Origin of the sequence: Paenibacillus sp. PsM32 (assembly GCF_030433815.1) — a bacterium.
Classification (GTDB): domain Bacteria; phylum Bacillota; class Bacilli; order Paenibacillales; family Paenibacillaceae; genus Saccharibacillus; species Saccharibacillus kyungheensis.
This window is the reverse complement of record NZ_JARUWY010000009.1, coordinates 96,776-113,182: the sequence shown is the minus strand read 5'-3', so window position 1 is coordinate 113,182 and position 16,407 is coordinate 96,776. Positions and strand designations below refer to the sequence as shown.

At 38.5% G+C, this 16,407-nt stretch carries 17 protein-coding genes; all 17 read left to right on the top strand.

Features of this window, described 5'->3' with window-relative positions; genetic code table 11:
* The first annotated feature begins 13 nt into the window (after positions 1–13).
* Positions 14–1,228 (top strand): AAA family ATPase, encoded by a 1,215-nt coding sequence (locus QCD85_RS17025; RefSeq protein ID WP_301263316.1) that lies wholly within the window; start codon positions 14–16, stop codon positions 1,226–1,228.
* Entirely contained in the window at positions 1,194–2,540 is a 1,347-nt protein-coding gene (locus QCD85_RS17020; RefSeq protein WP_301263315.1) for a CpaF family protein, read from the top strand. The genes QCD85_RS17025 and QCD85_RS17020 overlap by 35 nt, the downstream gene beginning before the upstream one ends.
* The gene (locus QCD85_RS17015) at positions 2,530–3,471 is read left to right on the top strand and encodes a type II secretion system F family protein (RefSeq protein ID WP_274171981.1); all 942 of its coding nucleotides are present in this window, start codon (positions 2,530–2,532) and stop codon (positions 3,469–3,471) included. The genes QCD85_RS17020 and QCD85_RS17015 overlap by 11 nt, the downstream gene beginning before the upstream one ends.
* 7 nt (positions 3,472–3,478) lie before the next feature.
* Complete coding sequence (locus QCD85_RS17010) at positions 3,479–4,405, top strand: type II secretion system F family protein (protein WP_301263314.1); 927 nt, start codon at positions 3,479–3,481, stop codon at positions 4,403–4,405.
* 54 nt (positions 4,406–4,459) lie between these two features.
* Positions 4,460–4,687, top strand: a complete 228-nt coding sequence (locus tag QCD85_RS17005) for a hypothetical protein (protein WP_137223651.1) — start codon at positions 4,460–4,462, stop codon at positions 4,685–4,687.
* Positions 4,656–5,129, top strand: a complete 474-nt coding sequence (locus QCD85_RS17000; RefSeq protein WP_301263313.1) for a TadE/TadG family type IV pilus assembly protein — start codon at positions 4,656–4,658, stop codon at positions 5,127–5,129. Before QCD85_RS17005 ends, QCD85_RS17000 begins: the two co-directional genes overlap by 32 nt.
* 179 nt (positions 5,130–5,308) lie before the next feature.
* Entirely contained in the window at positions 5,309–6,880 is a 1,572-nt protein-coding gene (locus QCD85_RS16995) for a hypothetical protein (RefSeq protein ID WP_301263312.1), read from the top strand.
* A 16-nt stretch (positions 6,881–6,896) separates the two neighbouring features.
* The gene (locus QCD85_RS16990; RefSeq protein ID WP_301263311.1) at positions 6,897–7,193 is read left to right on the top strand and encodes a hypothetical protein; all 297 of its coding nucleotides are present in this window, start codon (positions 6,897–6,899) and stop codon (positions 7,191–7,193) included.
* 29 nt (positions 7,194–7,222) lie between these two features.
* On the top strand, positions 7,223–8,722 hold the full coding sequence (locus QCD85_RS16985) for an S-layer homology domain-containing protein (protein WP_301263310.1): 1,500 nt from the start codon (positions 7,223–7,225) through the stop codon (positions 8,720–8,722).
* Between the two features lie 79 nt (positions 8,723–8,801).
* Positions 8,802–8,990: a hypothetical protein gene (locus tag QCD85_RS16980; RefSeq protein WP_274171987.1), complete on the top strand. Its 189-nt coding sequence runs from the start codon at positions 8,802–8,804 to the stop codon at positions 8,988–8,990.
* Between the two features lie 23 nt (positions 8,991–9,013).
* A complete protein-coding gene (locus tag QCD85_RS16975) occupies positions 9,014–9,871 on the top strand; it encodes a hypothetical protein (protein WP_274171988.1) in 858 nt (285 codons plus the stop codon).
* Positions 9,872–9,908: 37 nt separating this feature from the next.
* Positions 9,909–10,364, top strand: coding sequence for a hypothetical protein (locus QCD85_RS16970; protein ID WP_301263309.1), 456 nt, complete (start codon positions 9,909–9,911; stop codon positions 10,362–10,364).
* Positions 10,365–10,491: 127 nt separating this feature from the next.
* The gene (locus QCD85_RS16965; RefSeq protein WP_301263308.1) at positions 10,492–11,511 is read left to right on the top strand and encodes an ABC transporter ATP-binding protein; all 1,020 of its coding nucleotides are present in this window, start codon (positions 10,492–10,494) and stop codon (positions 11,509–11,511) included.
* Positions 11,508–12,221 (top strand): ABC transporter permease, encoded by a 714-nt coding sequence (locus QCD85_RS16960; protein ID WP_301263307.1) that lies wholly within the window; start codon positions 11,508–11,510, stop codon positions 12,219–12,221. Before QCD85_RS16965 ends, QCD85_RS16960 begins: the two co-directional genes overlap by 4 nt.
* Before the next feature lie 5 nt (positions 12,222–12,226).
* Positions 12,227–13,642, top strand: a complete 1,416-nt coding sequence (locus QCD85_RS16955; RefSeq protein WP_301263306.1) for a GldG family protein — start codon at positions 12,227–12,229, stop codon at positions 13,640–13,642.
* An 18-nt stretch (positions 13,643–13,660) separates the two neighbouring features.
* Positions 13,661–14,647: a DUF4340 domain-containing protein gene (locus tag QCD85_RS16950; RefSeq protein WP_301263305.1), complete on the top strand. Its 987-nt coding sequence runs from the start codon at positions 13,661–13,663 to the stop codon at positions 14,645–14,647.
* 275 nt (positions 14,648–14,922) lie between these two features.
* On the top strand, positions 14,923–16,395 hold the full coding sequence (iolA, locus tag QCD85_RS16945) for a methylmalonate-semialdehyde dehydrogenase (RefSeq protein ID WP_301263304.1): 1,473 nt from the start codon (positions 14,923–14,925) through the stop codon (positions 16,393–16,395).
* Positions 16,396–16,407 lie beyond the last annotated feature (12 nt).

The window sequence follows — 16,407 nt, the reverse complement described above, 5'->3', positions numbered from 1 at the left end:
GGAGGCAATCCATTTGTCGACAGTTAAAATATCTATCGTATCTAGCAATGAGCGCCTCACTCAACAGTTAATACAAAGTATTCATTTTTATAATATGCAACCAGGCGAAGTGATTGAAAAACCACGTGAAGCTTATATGCAAATTCATCCAAAAGAACCACGTGTTATTTTGTTAGCAGAATCGGAAGAATCAACTGATTTGACACCGATTATCCAGCAGTTAAAAAAAGTAAATGGCTCAGCACCGGTTATTTTTCTAAGTCGTACTGGAGATTTTACACAAATTCGAGAAATGTATCGTGCAGGCGTGACTGATGTACTGCGAATACCTGATGAATTGGATCATCTAGAGAATGTGCTTGAAAAAGCGATACGACTTGCACAACGAGGAACAGATCAACGTTCTATTCATGCACCTGATGCAAATGGTGGTAAAGTGATAGCTTTGTATAGCGGCAAAGGCGGTGCAGGAACAACCACAGTCAGTGTGAATCTGGCGCAGACAATAGCATTGCAAACAGATGCTAAAGTGCTGTTAATTGATCTTAATTTGCAATTTGGTGGGATACAACATTATCTGGATATTCAATTTGAACGTAATCTGGGTGATCTCAAATCAGTATTGAAAGAAATTACGTATAGTCAGCTTAGTAATGTACTGTATCCACTACAATCATCTGGCTTGAATTTGCTATTGTCACCAGCACATCCGCAAGAAGCTGAAAATTTTACCGGCGAAGATATCGAAATGTTGTTCAATACTTGTCGTCAACATTTTGATTACATCATTTTGGATTTACCTCGCGAATTAAATGAAGTCTCCATTAGTGCAATTAGTCAAACCGACGAATTAGTCTATGTGCTGAATTTGGATCGTGCTTCTATTTTGAGTTTGAAAAGTGTGATCGATATTTTGGATCGTTATCACCTGATGGATATGAATCGTATTTCTCTTGTGATTAACAAACATAGTAAACGATCCGATGTGACAACCAGTGATCTAGAAAAGATTGTTAATATCGCAACGATTGGTTCGATTTCAGAAGATCTTAAAGGTCAGTTACAGACGAGTGCGAATTTGGGGCAACCTCTATTGCTTGAACGCAAAGAAAAGTTAAAAGGGGTCAAAGGATTAATCAAAGAATTTATCAACCTTCAATCTGCTTTAAGTGTTAAAGAAGGAGGCGAGTCTCATGTCGATCTTTCAAAAGTTAAGCAGCAGGCTTGATGATTCGCAAGCCGAAGAGCAGAAGCCTTTAGATTATACTGATTATTTATTTAATCATTACAAAAATCGTTTGCTGAAAGAAACCAATTTGGATCAATTAATCAAACTGCCTAATTTTCAAAAACGACGAGCGATTGAAAAATTGATTACAGATATGATGGAGCAAGAAAAAGTTATTATTACACAGATGGATAAAACCAAATTACTCGACATGATTTTGGATGATTCTGTTGGTTTTGGTCCATTAGAACCTTTATTACAAGACGACGATATCACAGAAATTATGGTTAATGCGCCAGATGAAATTTATATCGAACGGAAAGGTCAGATCACTTTATCCGATATTTCTTTTAAAAATGATGATCATATCCGCAATATTATTGATCGTATTGTTGCTCCTATTGGACGTCGTATTGATGAAAGCTCACCGCTAGTTGATGGACGTTTAGAAGACGGTAGCCGTGTTAATGCAGCGATTCCTCCTATTGCTTTACATGGGCCTGTGATTACGATTCGTAAATTCAAAAAAGATCCATACACAATGAATAATTTAATTGGATTCCAATCCTTATCTAGTAAAATGTCTACTTTTCTAGAAGCATTAGTAGGAGCAAAAATGAATATTATTATCTCTGGTGGTACAGGTAGTGGTAAAACAACATTACTTAATGTGGTCTCAGCAGCAATTCCAATCGGTGAACGTGTGATTACGATTGAGGATATGGCAGAGTTAAGGTTAAATCGTAAAAATGTTGTTTCATTGGAAGCACGTCCAGCTAATATGGAAGGCGCTGGCGAGATTACAATCAGACAGTTGGTTAAAAATGCGCTTCGTATGCGTCCTGATCGTATTATTGTCGGGGAGGTACGTGGTGGGGAAGCTATGGATATGCTTCAAGCGATGAATACCGGTCATGAAGGATCTTTGACCACGATTCATGCAAATAGTCCGCAAGATGCAATGTCTCGATTAGAAGCTATGATTTTGATGAATAACTCATCTATGACAGCTGAAGTGGTAAGACCTTTTATCTCGGCAGCTATTCAATTAGTAGTACAGACATTACGATTATCCGATGGTACACGCAAAGTGGTGTCTATTGCAGAAGCTATCAGTGAAAATGGCAATATTCGATTGAATGATATTTTTCGTTTTCAGCGGATAGGAACAGAAGCAAATGGACGTATTCAAGGTAGTTTTGTGACTACCGGCTATATTCCGCAATGTGCAGATAAGCTTAAAACATTCGGCTATGATCTAGGAGAATCCTTTTTCACTCCGATGGAGGAGGAGATCATCGATGTCGGTTGAACATTGGTTTTTAATTATCCTTTTTATAACAGTCGTTGCGATTACGATAACAATTATGGAAATAACGGCTGTACGAAAAAAAGAAAAAGTGCTTCACAAGCGACTGGCTGATTTGCATACGGAAGAGATTAAAACCAATAAAGGAACATACCGCAGACTTGCAGGTAAGTTCAATCGTTCTGATTATGGACGAGAATGGGATAATCGTCTGGCAGGAGCAGACTTGAATATTTCAGGATTTAATTATGTATTAATTCAATGCGCATTGTTATTTATAGCGACTTACCTACTTAACGTATTGGTCGGGTTACAATTTCCGATGGATATTATCGTCGCTTATTTTCTAATCACGATTGGTTCTTCGCAGTGGCTCAAATCCAGACGACGCAAGTTTGCTGCACAGATCAATGGTCAATTACCTGAAGTATGCCGAATGATGGGAAGTTCTATTCGTGCAGGTATGAGCATACAACAAGCGATAGACATGGTAGCCAAAGAATTGAAAGCACCTGCGGGCCCTCTTTTTCAAGGAATGGCTCGTGAAATGCAATTAGGTAACAATCTGGATACTGTACTTGAAAATATGAATGAGAAGTTTAGTAGTCGCGATATTCAATTAATGACTCAGACGATTACGATCCAGCGTCAAGCCGGTGGTAATCTCGCCAAAGCTCTAGATCAATTAGCTAAGACCTTAGAAGAACGAGAACGTATGAACAAAGAATTAAGCAATCAAACAGCAGAATCGAGATATATTGCATTAACACTTGGTTTAATGCCTGTATTTCTTATTATTGCTTTTAATATTGTATTTAAAGGATTTATTACCCCTTTGTTCACGATTCCAGGTTTGATTCTATTGGTTGTTGTCGCTATTTTGATGGTGTTCGGATTTATTATGATTCGTAAAGTCACCAATATAAAGGCGTGAATAAATAATGTTATGGACGAATACTCTATTGTATACAGCACTAATTTCGTGGGGGGCTGCTGTATTCTTTTACTGGCGGTATCAGCTAAAACGACTCAGTCTCAAAAAAAGAATGGGTATGGTGAATGAAGATAAGAAAAAGAAACGTACTCTAAGTGAACGATTTAAAAAGCGAATATTTGATTGGTCAGAAAAATTAATTCCTTTAGGTTTGCGGTTCAAATTGTTTACAAATCCGACTACGATTCAACGGCAAATTGAACTTGCTGGACATCCAGGTGGATTACGATTGGATTCCTTTTATGGATTTCGCTTTTTATGTGTATTTGCAGGAATGTTATTCGGGACATTGCTAGTATGGATGGGATTCGGTAATGGTGTTGTATTCATTTTATTTATACTTGCTGGATTAGCATTTCCTTCGCTCTGGTTACGAAGTGCGGCCAAAGACAGACAAGAGCGCTTAGGTTTGGATTTGCCTGATTTTATGGATGCGATGAGCGTTACTTTACAAGCCGGTGTACCAATGGATCCTGCTATGAAACAAATTATTATGAAAATGAATGGACCTTTACAAGAAGAGTTATCTCGCTTTCAGCAAGAATTAGATATCGGAGTTCCGCGCGAAGATGCATATATCCGATTGATGAATCGCAATCAAAGTAAAGAATTAGAAACGTTAGTATCTTCACTGGTACAAGGTAGCAAATTAGGCGTTCCCATTTCTCAGACATTTAATCTGCTATCCACAGATATGCGTGAAACTCGAATCGGTATGATGAAAGAGCGTGCTGCCAAAGCAGGACCTAAAGTTACTTTGATTACCAGCTTTCTTATTTTACCTGCTGTATTGCTATGTGTTGTCGGATTGTTAGTACTTAACTTCATCTATAATCCTGAAGGTATTGGCGTCTCATGGGATGCTTTGCAATAACAAAAGGGATATTGCATCAAACCATTTGATTTTATTGAGAGGGGGTGAATAACGATGATGAACAAATTAGGTTCTTACTTATATGCCAAAGCAACAACGATTGGACAATATACCAAAAATGAAAAAGGTGCTCAAGCAATCGAGTATGTAGGTGTAGCTGCTGTTGTCGTTGTACTGATCATTGCACTAATGAGCTTGTTTGGTAAAGAGGGTGGCGGAATTGCGGAAGCACTGGTGGATAAAATTAAAGATGCAATCGATAAAATCAAAATTGGTGGATAACCAAAGTACTTATACTGGTGACGTGCCGTCTACGGGCGGCTGGCGTCAGTATCTTCATAATCAGCGAGGTGCGCAAGCTATTGAATTTGTAGGTGTGTTGCCTTTATTTATTTTAATGGTACTTATTGTTTTTCAATTTGCTTCTGCTGCGATTACAGCAGTAACAGTCAAACAAGCAGTAATGGAAGGCGCACGTGTGGCAATGGTAGAAGATCAAGGAAATGCTGGATATCAGACAGCAATTCGTAATTTTGCAGGTAAATACGACATAAAGGAAATGAGCAAGCAAGAATATTCATCAGGTGGCGATACATATGTCACCGTCAAAGTGACATTGGAATCACCGCTTGTATCTGGAGCTTTGTTCAATACATCGGGATTATCTATTCCGATCTCATCTTCAGCGACGGTACGCAAAGAAGAAGATCCGGCAAAAGAATAATTATACAGTTATTCTCAAAAACGTACGGAAAGGAAGTGTTCAATATCCGACGCGTTATGTATAAAATAAGTGGAGCACTGCTTGCAGTGCTTTTTGTTCTCACATTAGCTTCACCTGTGTTCGCTACAGCGGATACTGATCAAGAGTCTCCTTTTAAGGTTCATCTGAGTGATGTTGAAGTGAAAGATCAGAATGCTGTTCCAACTGACACTACAACCGATACAGCTATTCCGCCTGGCGATAGCACGAATCCAGATGGTACGAATCAAAATGGCATAAATCAAAACGGTACAAATCAAGGTCAGAATCAATCATCTGATCCTAATCAACAAGGAAATACGCAAACTCCTGACAATGGGCAGACACAAGGCAATCAAACTGGTGGGACATCTACTAATAGTACCCATGGAAACGGTACAACGATGCCGAATTCCACTGAATCTAATGGAGTTGTAACCCCTCTACCATCGACTCCATCGCCTACTCCAACAGGTGGTACTCAAGTCGACGGTACAAATACAGATGGTACTTCTGTAGATAAACCTAATCCAGCCAAAGCTGATCAGCAAGGAAATGAACAAGTAGATAATCGTCCGTGGTATGAACAATGGTGGGACAAAGGCAAAGAGATCGTCGCTAACCCTGTCGAAAGTTTGCAGAATTTTGGTAAAGGAGCAGCGGCTGGAGCTATAGGAGCAGGAGCCGTTATTTTAGCAGCAGTTGTTATTTTCTCAGTTATTTTAAGTGCTCCTATTTCTGTACCTGTTCTTATTGTAGCTGGTGTAGTAGGTATTATAGCTGGTGGCATATATGGATTGCTGGCTGGTGATAACTTTGAGTTTGTTAAAGGGATTGGTTATGGCGCTTTAGGTGCAATTTCTATAATAGGTATTGCTCAATCTGGAGTCGTAGGCGCTGTACGAGGAGGTTGGACTTTTTTTAGAAGTCAAGGTACAAAATTATTTTTCAAAGAAGCTAGCAAAAGATCTTGGGGATACTTAAAAGGCTTTGGTAGAGGCTTATGGGATTCGGGTAGAAGTTTAATAAGTTCACCTATTCAAACGATAAAATCTGCTATAACAAGTAAAGCATTTAAAGCTTCAGCTATTATTAATATAAGTACTGGTTTTTTTAATAAAATGGCTTTTGATGGAATAGTACCAGACTTTAAAGATATGGGGATTATTTTTTTAGAAGGTCTAGCAGGGGCATTAATATTTGATAAAGTAACAGACATATTTAAAAGTCCCGCAGGATCTCAATTTGGAAAATCTGTATCTGGATTTTTTGGCAGTATGGTAGAATCTCTTTCAATGACTAGAATCAAAACCTTAATAGATCCAGATGAAAATAAAAATCTTGCACAACAAGGAACAACTAGCTTTTTAAATTCTATGGTTTTGAGTCCTATATTTGGCCGTGTTCTTAAAAATGTACGTACTAATAATGGTATTACAACAACAACATCTGATCTTGAGGAAAAAGGAATTGAAGTTAGTCAAAGTAATGTAGGTGGTAAATCAATTACGCATCGTCAATTAGATATGATTTGGAATGATACTGCAAATAAGAGGACAGTAGAACGCTGGCAAAATAATCATAATAATTCTTTAACTCAAGCTCAGTATGATCGTTTATTAGATCAAGAAAAAGCTTTGCAAAGTATAAAGAATCCATTAGATATTACTCAAAAGGTGACGGAACAATCAGTAGAAAAGGGATCAGAATGGCTATCAAATGACAAGAAATAATAAAAGAGGTGAATGCATGATAAAATTTTTACAACAAAGTTTTACTGATAAAAGGCAACATAAGTATTTGAATATAAGTATAGTAATTGCTGTAATAGCTATGTTTGCGGTTAGTTACCTTAATCGAAGTTTAGGTGTTCTTAGTTTTAATGGAAGTCTTATTACTGTCATCATTGCTTTAATACCTAGTGTTTTAGTTTTGACAGGCATATATATATTAGCTGATGCGCCAGCACGTAAACAATACCGAATTCGTTTATATTTAGGCATTATTGTATTTACTATTATTGGATATCTAAGATATGGAAGATAAATATTAATATACGTAGGATGTGAATAGACATGAGAAAGAAGGGATATTATATCCTGTTGCTTACCGCTACGTTTGCTCTAACAGGATGCAACGATTTGGCAGAACCTGTAATATCATCTGCTGATTCAGTTAATACAACAGAGACATCATCAGAACCAACAGATGCTACCACAGAGCAATCTACCGCTACAGTTGATTCTTTGTCAGCTCCAACTCCTGTAAAAGTAATTGTACAAGGAGTAGATGCGACAGCAGATGCTCTGCCTGCGGAAGCTAAAGATATTAGTAATAATCCTGCCGAACAGCAAATAAAAAAATTGATAGACTCTGGAGCGGTCACCTTAGATGCGACAGATAATTTTAATCCTGACCAACCGATTACACGCTCTGAATTTATCAATTGGATGTATGGGTATGATAATAAACATGTCAAAACTAAAAACGCAGAAAATCCTAGTTATACGGATGTAGCTCCTGATAATCCAGATTATCGGTTAATTGAAGGATTACAAGCGGCTGGTATTATTACAGGTTTCCCCGATGGTACGATGAAGCTGGACAAAGAACTGACCCGCCAAGAATTAACATTATTATGGGGATGGTATCAACGTGAATCTGATGTTACAGATCCTATAGTTGCAGATTCTGTTCAACAATTTACGCTTAACAAGTATAGCGATATGAAGAAGATCGGTAAAACGTATTTAGCTTCTTTGAGCTATTATGCAGGAAAACAAGAAAAGCCTTATGTTAAAGTATTTTCTACAGATCAAGCATTAGATCCTCAAGAAGCTGTAACACGAGCACAAGCCGCACAATGGATTATTGATTATACTCAGATTGATGAAAAACAAGTAGAGGTTGATCAAGAAAATCAAGATGAAGATACTTCACTAAGCAACACATCTTCTTCCAGTGAGACGATAACAGTCAATGATATTTCAGATAGTCCTGTCAAAACACAGATTGTTAAATTGTTGGGATCAGGAGCAGTTACTCTTGATACAAATGGACAATTTCGTCCAGATGACTCTATTACACGACGTGATTTTATAAAATGGTTATATAAATATGATTTTAAAGATTTTGAACCTCAACAAACCGATCAATCGAGCTTCAAAGACGTACCTGTAGATGATCCCGATCATAATCTGATCGAAACGTTAAAAGCTGCAGATGCTATTGTGCCATTAGATGATAATGAGTTACAGCTCGATCAACCTTTAACTAGAGAACAGCTCACTCTGATGTGGTCATGGTATCAAGATCAATTTAGTGTAAAAGATCCTATTGTGAATGTAGATGTTTTGAAAACTAATTTGCTGAATAGTGTAGGAGAAGACGCTAAGAATATTGGTAAACTGTATCAAAATAAAGATTTATATATACAGGGTATATCTGGTTATCTAAACGGAGACCGTGAATATCGCAATATTTTTGGCTTTGTTAAATTAATCAAACCACAAGCAGAAGTTTCTAGAGCAGAAGCCGCACAATGGATTGTTACGTACACAGACAAAGATGAGTAAGAGTATTTACACTTCAAAAAATAATACGCAATCTTATGTATACATGTGACAAACGTCGAAAATGCGGAAGGGATCAACCATGCAATATACCTGTCAATCTTGCCGGGATATATCGGAACGCAAATTATTACGTAAAGAAATGGTATGTGCTAGATGTGGCGGTGAGATTGTAGCGGATCCGCAACAGATGGCAAAAGTGAATAAACAAATCATGTTAGTGCTTGTCGTAATGGCGATTATTGCTATTTGTGTTATTGTATACGGCTAATTTAAAAATGGAGATGAATACACATGAACCGATGGATGAAGAATATACAGCAGAAACTTCATAATGAACAGGGCGGAATGTCGATTTTGACAGTATCGACGCTTGCCTTTGTTATCATCGGTAGTGTGTTTTTATTTTATTATTTTACCGTTTTTATTGAAAAGCGACAGGCGCAAAATGTAGCTGATGCCACGTCGCTTACTGCTGTACAAGAAGTGAAAAAACAGTATGAACTGGCAATGCAAGAAAAAGCAGAGCAAACTATACAGGACTATTTAGAAAAGCTGGATGAACAATCTTCTGAAAGTGGAAGTAGTGGTTCTTCTTCAAGTTCACCGAATCATTCAAATTCTTCTGGTGGTGGTCACTATGAAGGTAATGCAGGTGGACATACGAATGGATCAGGTTCGACGGGTTCTAAGAGCGACAGTGGTTCTGGTTCAGGTGGTGATCAAGAATCAGATCGTGAAGAACAAATTAAAGAAGATATAGATACCAAAAAGTTAGAAGATATCTTGATTGATAATGAATTTGATGCTACAACAGATTGGATGCTAGTGGTAAAAGAACCTTATTTTGAAGAAGAATTTACAGCAACCCAAAATGGTGATTTATTGTATGATCGGATGCGACAGTATGCCAATCAGATCGGTGCTGCTGCCCGGCAAGCAATAGATAGCAACGGTGGAGATACAAGTGAGGGTAGTCTTACATTTCCTGTTGAAGGAGAACCCAAATTCAAACTTGCAGCTGCACGTACACTCAAATTAGAAAAACTAGGGATCGAAGAAGATATTTTTGCTGCTTCTGCCGCAGGTATAGGCTCTAAAGATGTACCGATTGATGTGAGCACGAAGCCAGAATTTACGATAAACTGGTAAGATGAGATTGAATATCTAGAGTGAAAGGAGAATTTCATTGTTATCACCTAAAGTTCAGCAATATTTCAAAGAACAAAACGCATGGTATGAAGAAGCTTCGACTGAATATGCAGGTGCACTGGAAACGTTGCAGATTCCACTGGATTCAGACTTTGCGCAGTTTTATCTACATGCAGAGACAGGGCCTACTTTTTACAGTCGACATCAGGAGCTTTACCATATTTGTTGGTTTGTATTGTATTCGAATTATGATCTAAGTATACATAGTGCTCGCGAGACATTGAAATTGCCTGAACAATATCTTCCGCTGGATGCTTTTGTCGGTGAAGGTGGATACTTTTACAATCGGCAGACAGATCAAGTGTTGGAGTTGAGTCTCGGTCAACGATTACAAGACTTTTGGGCAGGGCAATTACAACCGCAATGGCAGAGTTTTAACTCTTTTTTAGAATGGTTTTTTGAATTGGATCATACTTCTCATACTTTATCTTAAAGAAGTCGCTAAGATCATCATGATCTGGCGGCTTTTTTTAAGCTTTCCTTTACCTTCTTTTAAGCTGAATTTATAACAATTACGTTATAGTAAAAAGGATTTTGGGAAAAGCGGGAGGGAACGAAATATGCTGCAAGTCCAGCAAGTAAGCAAATGGTTCGATCAGCGTCGAAGTGTAGATGGGATCGATTTTGAAATGAAGCGGGGCGAAATTGTTGGCTTTCTAGGTCCCAATGGAGCTGGCAAAACCACAACGATGCGTATGATTACAGGCTATCTCACCCCATCTTCTGGACAGATATGGGTAGATGGCTTACCGATGCACGAACAATCCAGACAAGCACGTAGCAAAATAGGGTATTTACCAGAAACACCGCCACTTTATCCAGATATGACAGTGCGTTCTTATTTACGTTTTGTAGCGGACTTACGCGATGTATCGGTGCGAGAGCAGAAATTAAGAATTAGCGAAATGATTGATCGACTTGGACTACAAGGAAGAGAGCGGCAGGTAATCCGTTCTTTATCTAAAGGATACAAGCAACGTCTCGGTTTAGCTGGCGCGATTATTCATCAACCAGAATTGCTTATTTTGGATGAACCAACATCCGGGCTTGATCCGAATCAGATTATGGAAATTAGACAATTGATTCGAGAATTAGGTGAACAACATACTGTACTATTGAGCACGCATATTTTGCCTGAAGTCAGTATGCTGTGCAATCGGATGTTAATTATCCATGAAGGCAAATTAGTACTGGATCGCGATGCTGATCATATTGGTGATTCGTTACAGCAGAATTTCCAGGTGCAATTGGAAGTGAAATCGAAGCCTGCAATCGTACGCTCTGTACTGGAACATGCTGCTTTTGCACATACTGAATTTCACTATTCTCATACCAATGAACAACAAGAGCAATTGATTGCGATTAAATTAACAGGAATCGATGAGGAAGACTTTAGAGAATCGTTATCTCTTTTATTAGCAGAAGCGCGGATTCCTGTACTGGAAATGCGTAAACAAGGTCAGAGTCTGGAAGAACTATTTGCCAAATTAACAACCGATTCTCCATCTGATCTTAATGTAAATTCAACTTCTGGGGATGATCTAGATACTCCTTTACCGAAGGAGGACACAACCAAGTGAGACGCATGTGGGCAATATGTTCTAAAGAATTACAGTTGTATTTTTTGAATCCAACAACGTATTTTGCGATAGCGGTCTATGTGTTGCTATCTAGTTATATGTTTTATGTTAGTTTTGTCGGTTACCAGCCAAGTATACTGGATTACCGCTTGATTTTGGGCAATACGATTTTTATGTTATTGATTATTATTCCATTATTAACGATGCGTTTGATATCCGAAGAATTTAGACAGGGAACCGATGAATTGTTACTGACTTCCCCTGTAACCGTCATCGAGATTGTAATCGGTAAATACTTAGCTTCTCTTGGATTGTTATTAGTATTGATTGCTTGCAATCTGGTATATCCGATCACGATGTCTTTTTTCGGTACGATGAATATACCGATGTTGTTGTTATCTTTGTTAGCGGTATTTTTACTAGGCGCTGCGATGATGGCGATCGGATTATTTGCTTCCAGTCTGTCTCAACATCAGATGGTATCGGCTGTGATCGCTTTTGTACTATTGCTAGGATTATGGATTATAGATTCCTTTACGATGAATTCAGATATCGCTCAGAAATGGCTAGAGCCTTTTTCCATATCCAGCCGAATTGATAATCTAGTCAAAGGTGTACTGCATGGACCGGATATTCTGTTCTATCTCACCTTATCGTTATTGTTCCTTGTACTGAGTATACAAGTCGTGGAACGGAAAAGGTGGAGGTGAGCACAATGAAAAAATGGATACAAGGTACAAATGCAGTCGTATTTTCGGTAGCCGTTATTGGTATTTTTATTATTTTGACGTTATTTCTTAATTCGATCGGAACATTTCAAGTCGATCTAACCAAAAACAAACAATATACATTATCCGATCAGACGATCACCACCCTTCAAGGATTGGATCAGAATGTTGAAGCTCTTGTTTTTCTAAATTCACAGGATGCAGAAGTATATACACGCGAAGTGACTGATTTATTAGCAGAATACCATAAAGTGAACAGCAAGCTAGAAGTGAAAACTTATGATCTGTTGACCAATCCGACACTTGCGAAGCAATATGGCGTTACCGAAAGTGCAGTAGTATTGAAAAAAGGAGATACTACCAAAATTGTTCCTGTCTACGATATGTTCGCTGATGGTGCAGGAGCTAGTGATATGAGTGCAGAAAGCGCGGAAGCCAGTGCATCTTATCAATTTAGCGGTGAAGAAAAGTTAACGTCAGGTCTGTTATCGCTATCTTCATCTACCACACACAAAGCGTATTTGCTTAACGGACATAATGAATTTGCAACGACAGATATGAGTACACTGATGAGTCATTTAAAAGAAGAGCATATTACTGTGAGTGATCTGTCACTATTGCAAGAAGGTTCAATTCCAAAAGATGCTAATCTGCTGATGATTATTGGGCCGCAAAATGATTTGAGCGATGGAGAAACCAAGCTGATTAAGCAGTATTTGAACAATGGTGGCAAGTTATTTTTATCGCTTGGCTTTAATGAAAAAATGAGCAGTAGCTGGAAAAACTTAGACTCTTTGATGAGTATGTATGGTGTCAAAGATACACATGCTGTAGCGGTAGAACCCAAAGACACTTCATTATACGATCCACTTACGATTATTCCAGATTACAGACAACATGAGATTACAGCCAAATTAGCGGCAAATAAAATGTATACGATGATGTCACTGTCGATAGGATTGCAGTTAGAAGCAGTGAAAGGATGGACAACTACGCCATTACTGACTTCTTCAAGTAACAGTTATGGAGAAACGAATCTATCTGGATTACTAGAATCCAAAACAGAGCGTGATACCAAAGACCTTGCAGGGCCATTCGATCTTGGTTTTGCTGTAACAGATGCTAAAGGTGAACCGAAAGCTGTGATTTTGGGCGGGTCTACATTTATGATGGATCAGGAAATTGTACAACAAGCGAATTTGGATTTTGCACTGAACAGTATTAATGATCTACTGGGGAATACGAATAAAATTACGATTCGACCGCAAGTGCAAGAGCAATACCAGACCGCTAATTTATCGTTATCTCAAGCGAAAATCATTTTTATTGGAACGGTTATTGTATTTCCTTTGTTATTTGTCATTGTAGGAATTGTACTATGGTGGAGACGACGTAGAGGATAGAAAGGAGTCGTGCAGATCGTGCAACTTCGTAAATGGATGCCAACGATCATCATGGTGGCGATTTTGCTATTAGGTGGAGCCTATGCCTATTCACAGAACTTTTTTCAAAAAGATCAGACTGCTCCTGTAGAAGCGAAATGGATTACATTTACACCTGCTAACGTGCAGCAAATCGAAATGAAATCTTCATCAGATGATGCAAAAGCCACTACAACCCCATCATCGATCACTTTAGAAAATAAACAAAATCAATGGCAAATGCGTACACCTTCAAGCTATCCGACCAATGCGTATGCAATTACAGATTGGTTGACTACACTACAAGCAGCAACAGTACATGCTATTGTCGAAAATCAACCTACCGATGTTGCCAAATATGGGATAGATACCAAGCAACCTACGATTGTACTTACATCAACAGATGGCAAGCAGGATAGGCTCTATATTGGTAGCAAATTACCAACAGATGGGTATTACTATGCACGCTTAAATGAAGGAGCTATTATTCAATTATCTCAGCAGACAGTTACAGACTTATCAGCGACTGTATTTAGTTTCGTGGATACGACTCCATTCGGTTGGGATGATCAATATATGACAGCTTTGAGCTGGACAGGTCAAGATCAGAACAATCAGTGGACTTTAAAACATCAAGCTAATCTAGAAGATCCAAGTCAAGATCGCTGGACATTTAATGGTCATTCGATTAGTAGTGAACAAGCTTCTAATTTGACCGACAGTATCAAAAATATTCCAACCGATCAACTGCCACAACCGGCTTCTCAGCTATCTTCCAAGTCGCCTGTATTCACTCTTGAGGTTACTCGTAAAGAAGGGAAGCGAACAGTGACCGAGACTTATCAAGGATTCCAGTCTACCGATAACTCTGCTTATATTGAGGTGGTCGATCCTGCTCATCAATGGGCATATCGGTTGCCGTCAGAATCGATCAAGCAAGTGATTCAAGCCGCGCAAGCGATAACTTCGTCATCTGATCACCAATAAGTTCAAAGCTGTATGTCATAGATACACATTAGCGAACTCTGGATAACTAACATCTTTTATAGAGTCGATCCTATACTCTGTAAAAGATGTTTTTATTTTTGCCAAAAAGCAGTATTGTTACATAAAATGATTGACTGTAGGTAAAATTGATAATAATATCTAACTATAAATTAATCAAAACATAATCAAAAAGTGATAAATGAATCAAAATATAACAATGATCTGGATAGTGCAGTTAACTTTTATGATGTGTATTGATTAAAGGAGGAACAGAAATGACAGAAGCACGAGCAGTAGAAAAGTTAAAAAATTATATCAATGGAGAATGGGTAGAAAGCAAAACAACAGTCTACGAAGATGTATATAATCCAGCGACCAAAGAAATTATCGCCAGAGTCCCTCTTTCTACCAAAGAAGATATTGATTATGCCGTTGAAGTCGCACATCAAGCTTTTCAATCCTGGCAAAAAGTAGCTGTTCCCCGTCGTGCTCGAATTCTGTTCAATTTCCAACAATTATTATCTACTCATAAAGAAGAATTAGCTCGTCTTATCACTATTGAAAATGGAAAAAATCTAACAGAAGCGCTTGGAGAAGTAGGGCGTGGGATAGAAAATGTAGAGTTTGCCGCAGGTGCACCTACATTGATGATGGGAGATTCACTCGCTTCGATCGCAACAGATGTAGAAGCTGTTAATTACCGCTATCCTATTGGTGTAGTCGGTGGCATTGCTCCATTTAACTTTCCTATGATGGTGCCTTGTTGGATGTTCCCGATGGCTATTGCACTGGGAAATACTTTTATTCTCAAACCTTCTGAACGCACACCACTATTAACGAAACGTCTGGTGGAATTATTTACAGAAGCAGGTCTACCCAAAGGAGTATTCAATATCGTATACGGCGCGCATGATGTCGTAAATGGTGTATTGGATCATCCGTCTGTGCAAGCTATTTCATTTGTCGGTTCAAAGCCTGTCGGAGAATATGTATTTAAGCGTGGAAGCAATAACCTCAAACGTGTACAAGCATTAACCGGAGCCAAAAATCATACGATTGTATTAAACGATGCTGATCTTGAAGATACGGTAACGAATGTAATTGCATCTGCTTTTGGTTCGGCAGGTGAGCGTTGTATGGCTTGTGCCGTAGTTGCTGTTGAAGAAGGCATTGCTGACGCATTTATACAACGGTTAAAAGAAAGAGCAGGCGAGATCACCATCGGTAACGGTCTTGATGATGGAGTGTTTTTGGGGCCGGTTATTCGGGAAGAAAATCAGCAGCGTACGATAGGCTATATTGAAAAAGGAATTAGTGAGGGCGCTACATTAGTCTGCGATGGTCGTGAACAGATTTCGAATGAAGGCTATTTTATCGGGCCGACTATTTTTGAAAATGTAACGACAGACATGACCATCTGGAAAGATGAAATCTTTGCTCCGGTATTATCGATTATTCGAGTGAAACATTTGAAAGAAGCGGTTGAAACGGCTAATCAGTCTGAATTTGCAAATGGAGCGTGTATTTTTACATCTAATGCGTCAGCGATTCGTTATTTCCGCGAACATATAGATGCAGGTATGTTAGGTGTGAATCTGGGTGTACCTGCTCCGATGGCATTTTTCCCTTTTTCCGGTTGGAAATCTTCATTTTTTGGTACATTGCATGCTAACGGCAAAGACAGCGTAGACTTTTACACGCACAAAAAAGTAGTCACTGCTCGTTATGTGACACCGACGTTTGAATAAGGGAGATGGCAC

Excerpts from the sequence above, each read along its gene's own strand:
- QCD85_RS17020 (WP_301263315.1), top strand. The coding sequence starts at position 1,194 with ATGTCGATCTTTCAAAAGTTAAGCAGCAGGCTTGATGATTCGCAAGCC.
- QCD85_RS17015 (WP_274171981.1), top strand. The coding sequence starts at position 2,530 with ATGTCGGTTGAACATTGGTTTTTAATTATCCTTTTTATAACAGTCGTT.
- QCD85_RS17010 (WP_301263314.1), top strand. The coding sequence starts at position 3,479 with ATGTTATGGACGAATACTCTATTGTATACAGCACTAATTTCGTGGGGG.
- QCD85_RS17005 (WP_137223651.1), top strand. The coding sequence starts at position 4,460 with ATGATGAACAAATTAGGTTCTTACTTATATGCCAAAGCAACAACGATT.
- QCD85_RS17000 (WP_301263313.1), top strand. The coding sequence starts at position 4,656 with ATGCAATCGATAAAATCAAAATTGGTGGATAACCAAAGTACTTATACT.
- QCD85_RS16990 (WP_301263311.1), top strand. The coding sequence starts at position 6,897 with ATGATAAAATTTTTACAACAAAGTTTTACTGATAAAAGGCAACATAAG.
- QCD85_RS16985 (WP_301263310.1), top strand. The coding sequence starts at position 7,223 with ATGAGAAAGAAGGGATATTATATCCTGTTGCTTACCGCTACGTTTGCT.
- QCD85_RS16980 (WP_274171987.1), top strand. The coding sequence starts at position 8,802 with ATGCAATATACCTGTCAATCTTGCCGGGATATATCGGAACGCAAATTA.
- QCD85_RS16975 (WP_274171988.1), top strand. The coding sequence starts at position 9,014 with ATGAACCGATGGATGAAGAATATACAGCAGAAACTTCATAATGAACAG.
- QCD85_RS16965 (WP_301263308.1), top strand. The coding sequence starts at position 10,492 with ATGCTGCAAGTCCAGCAAGTAAGCAAATGGTTCGATCAGCGTCGAAGT.
- QCD85_RS16955 (WP_301263306.1), top strand. The coding sequence starts at position 12,227 with ATGAAAAAATGGATACAAGGTACAAATGCAGTCGTATTTTCGGTAGCC.
- iolA (WP_301263304.1), top strand. The coding sequence starts at position 14,923 with ATGACAGAAGCACGAGCAGTAGAAAAGTTAAAAAATTATATCAATGGA.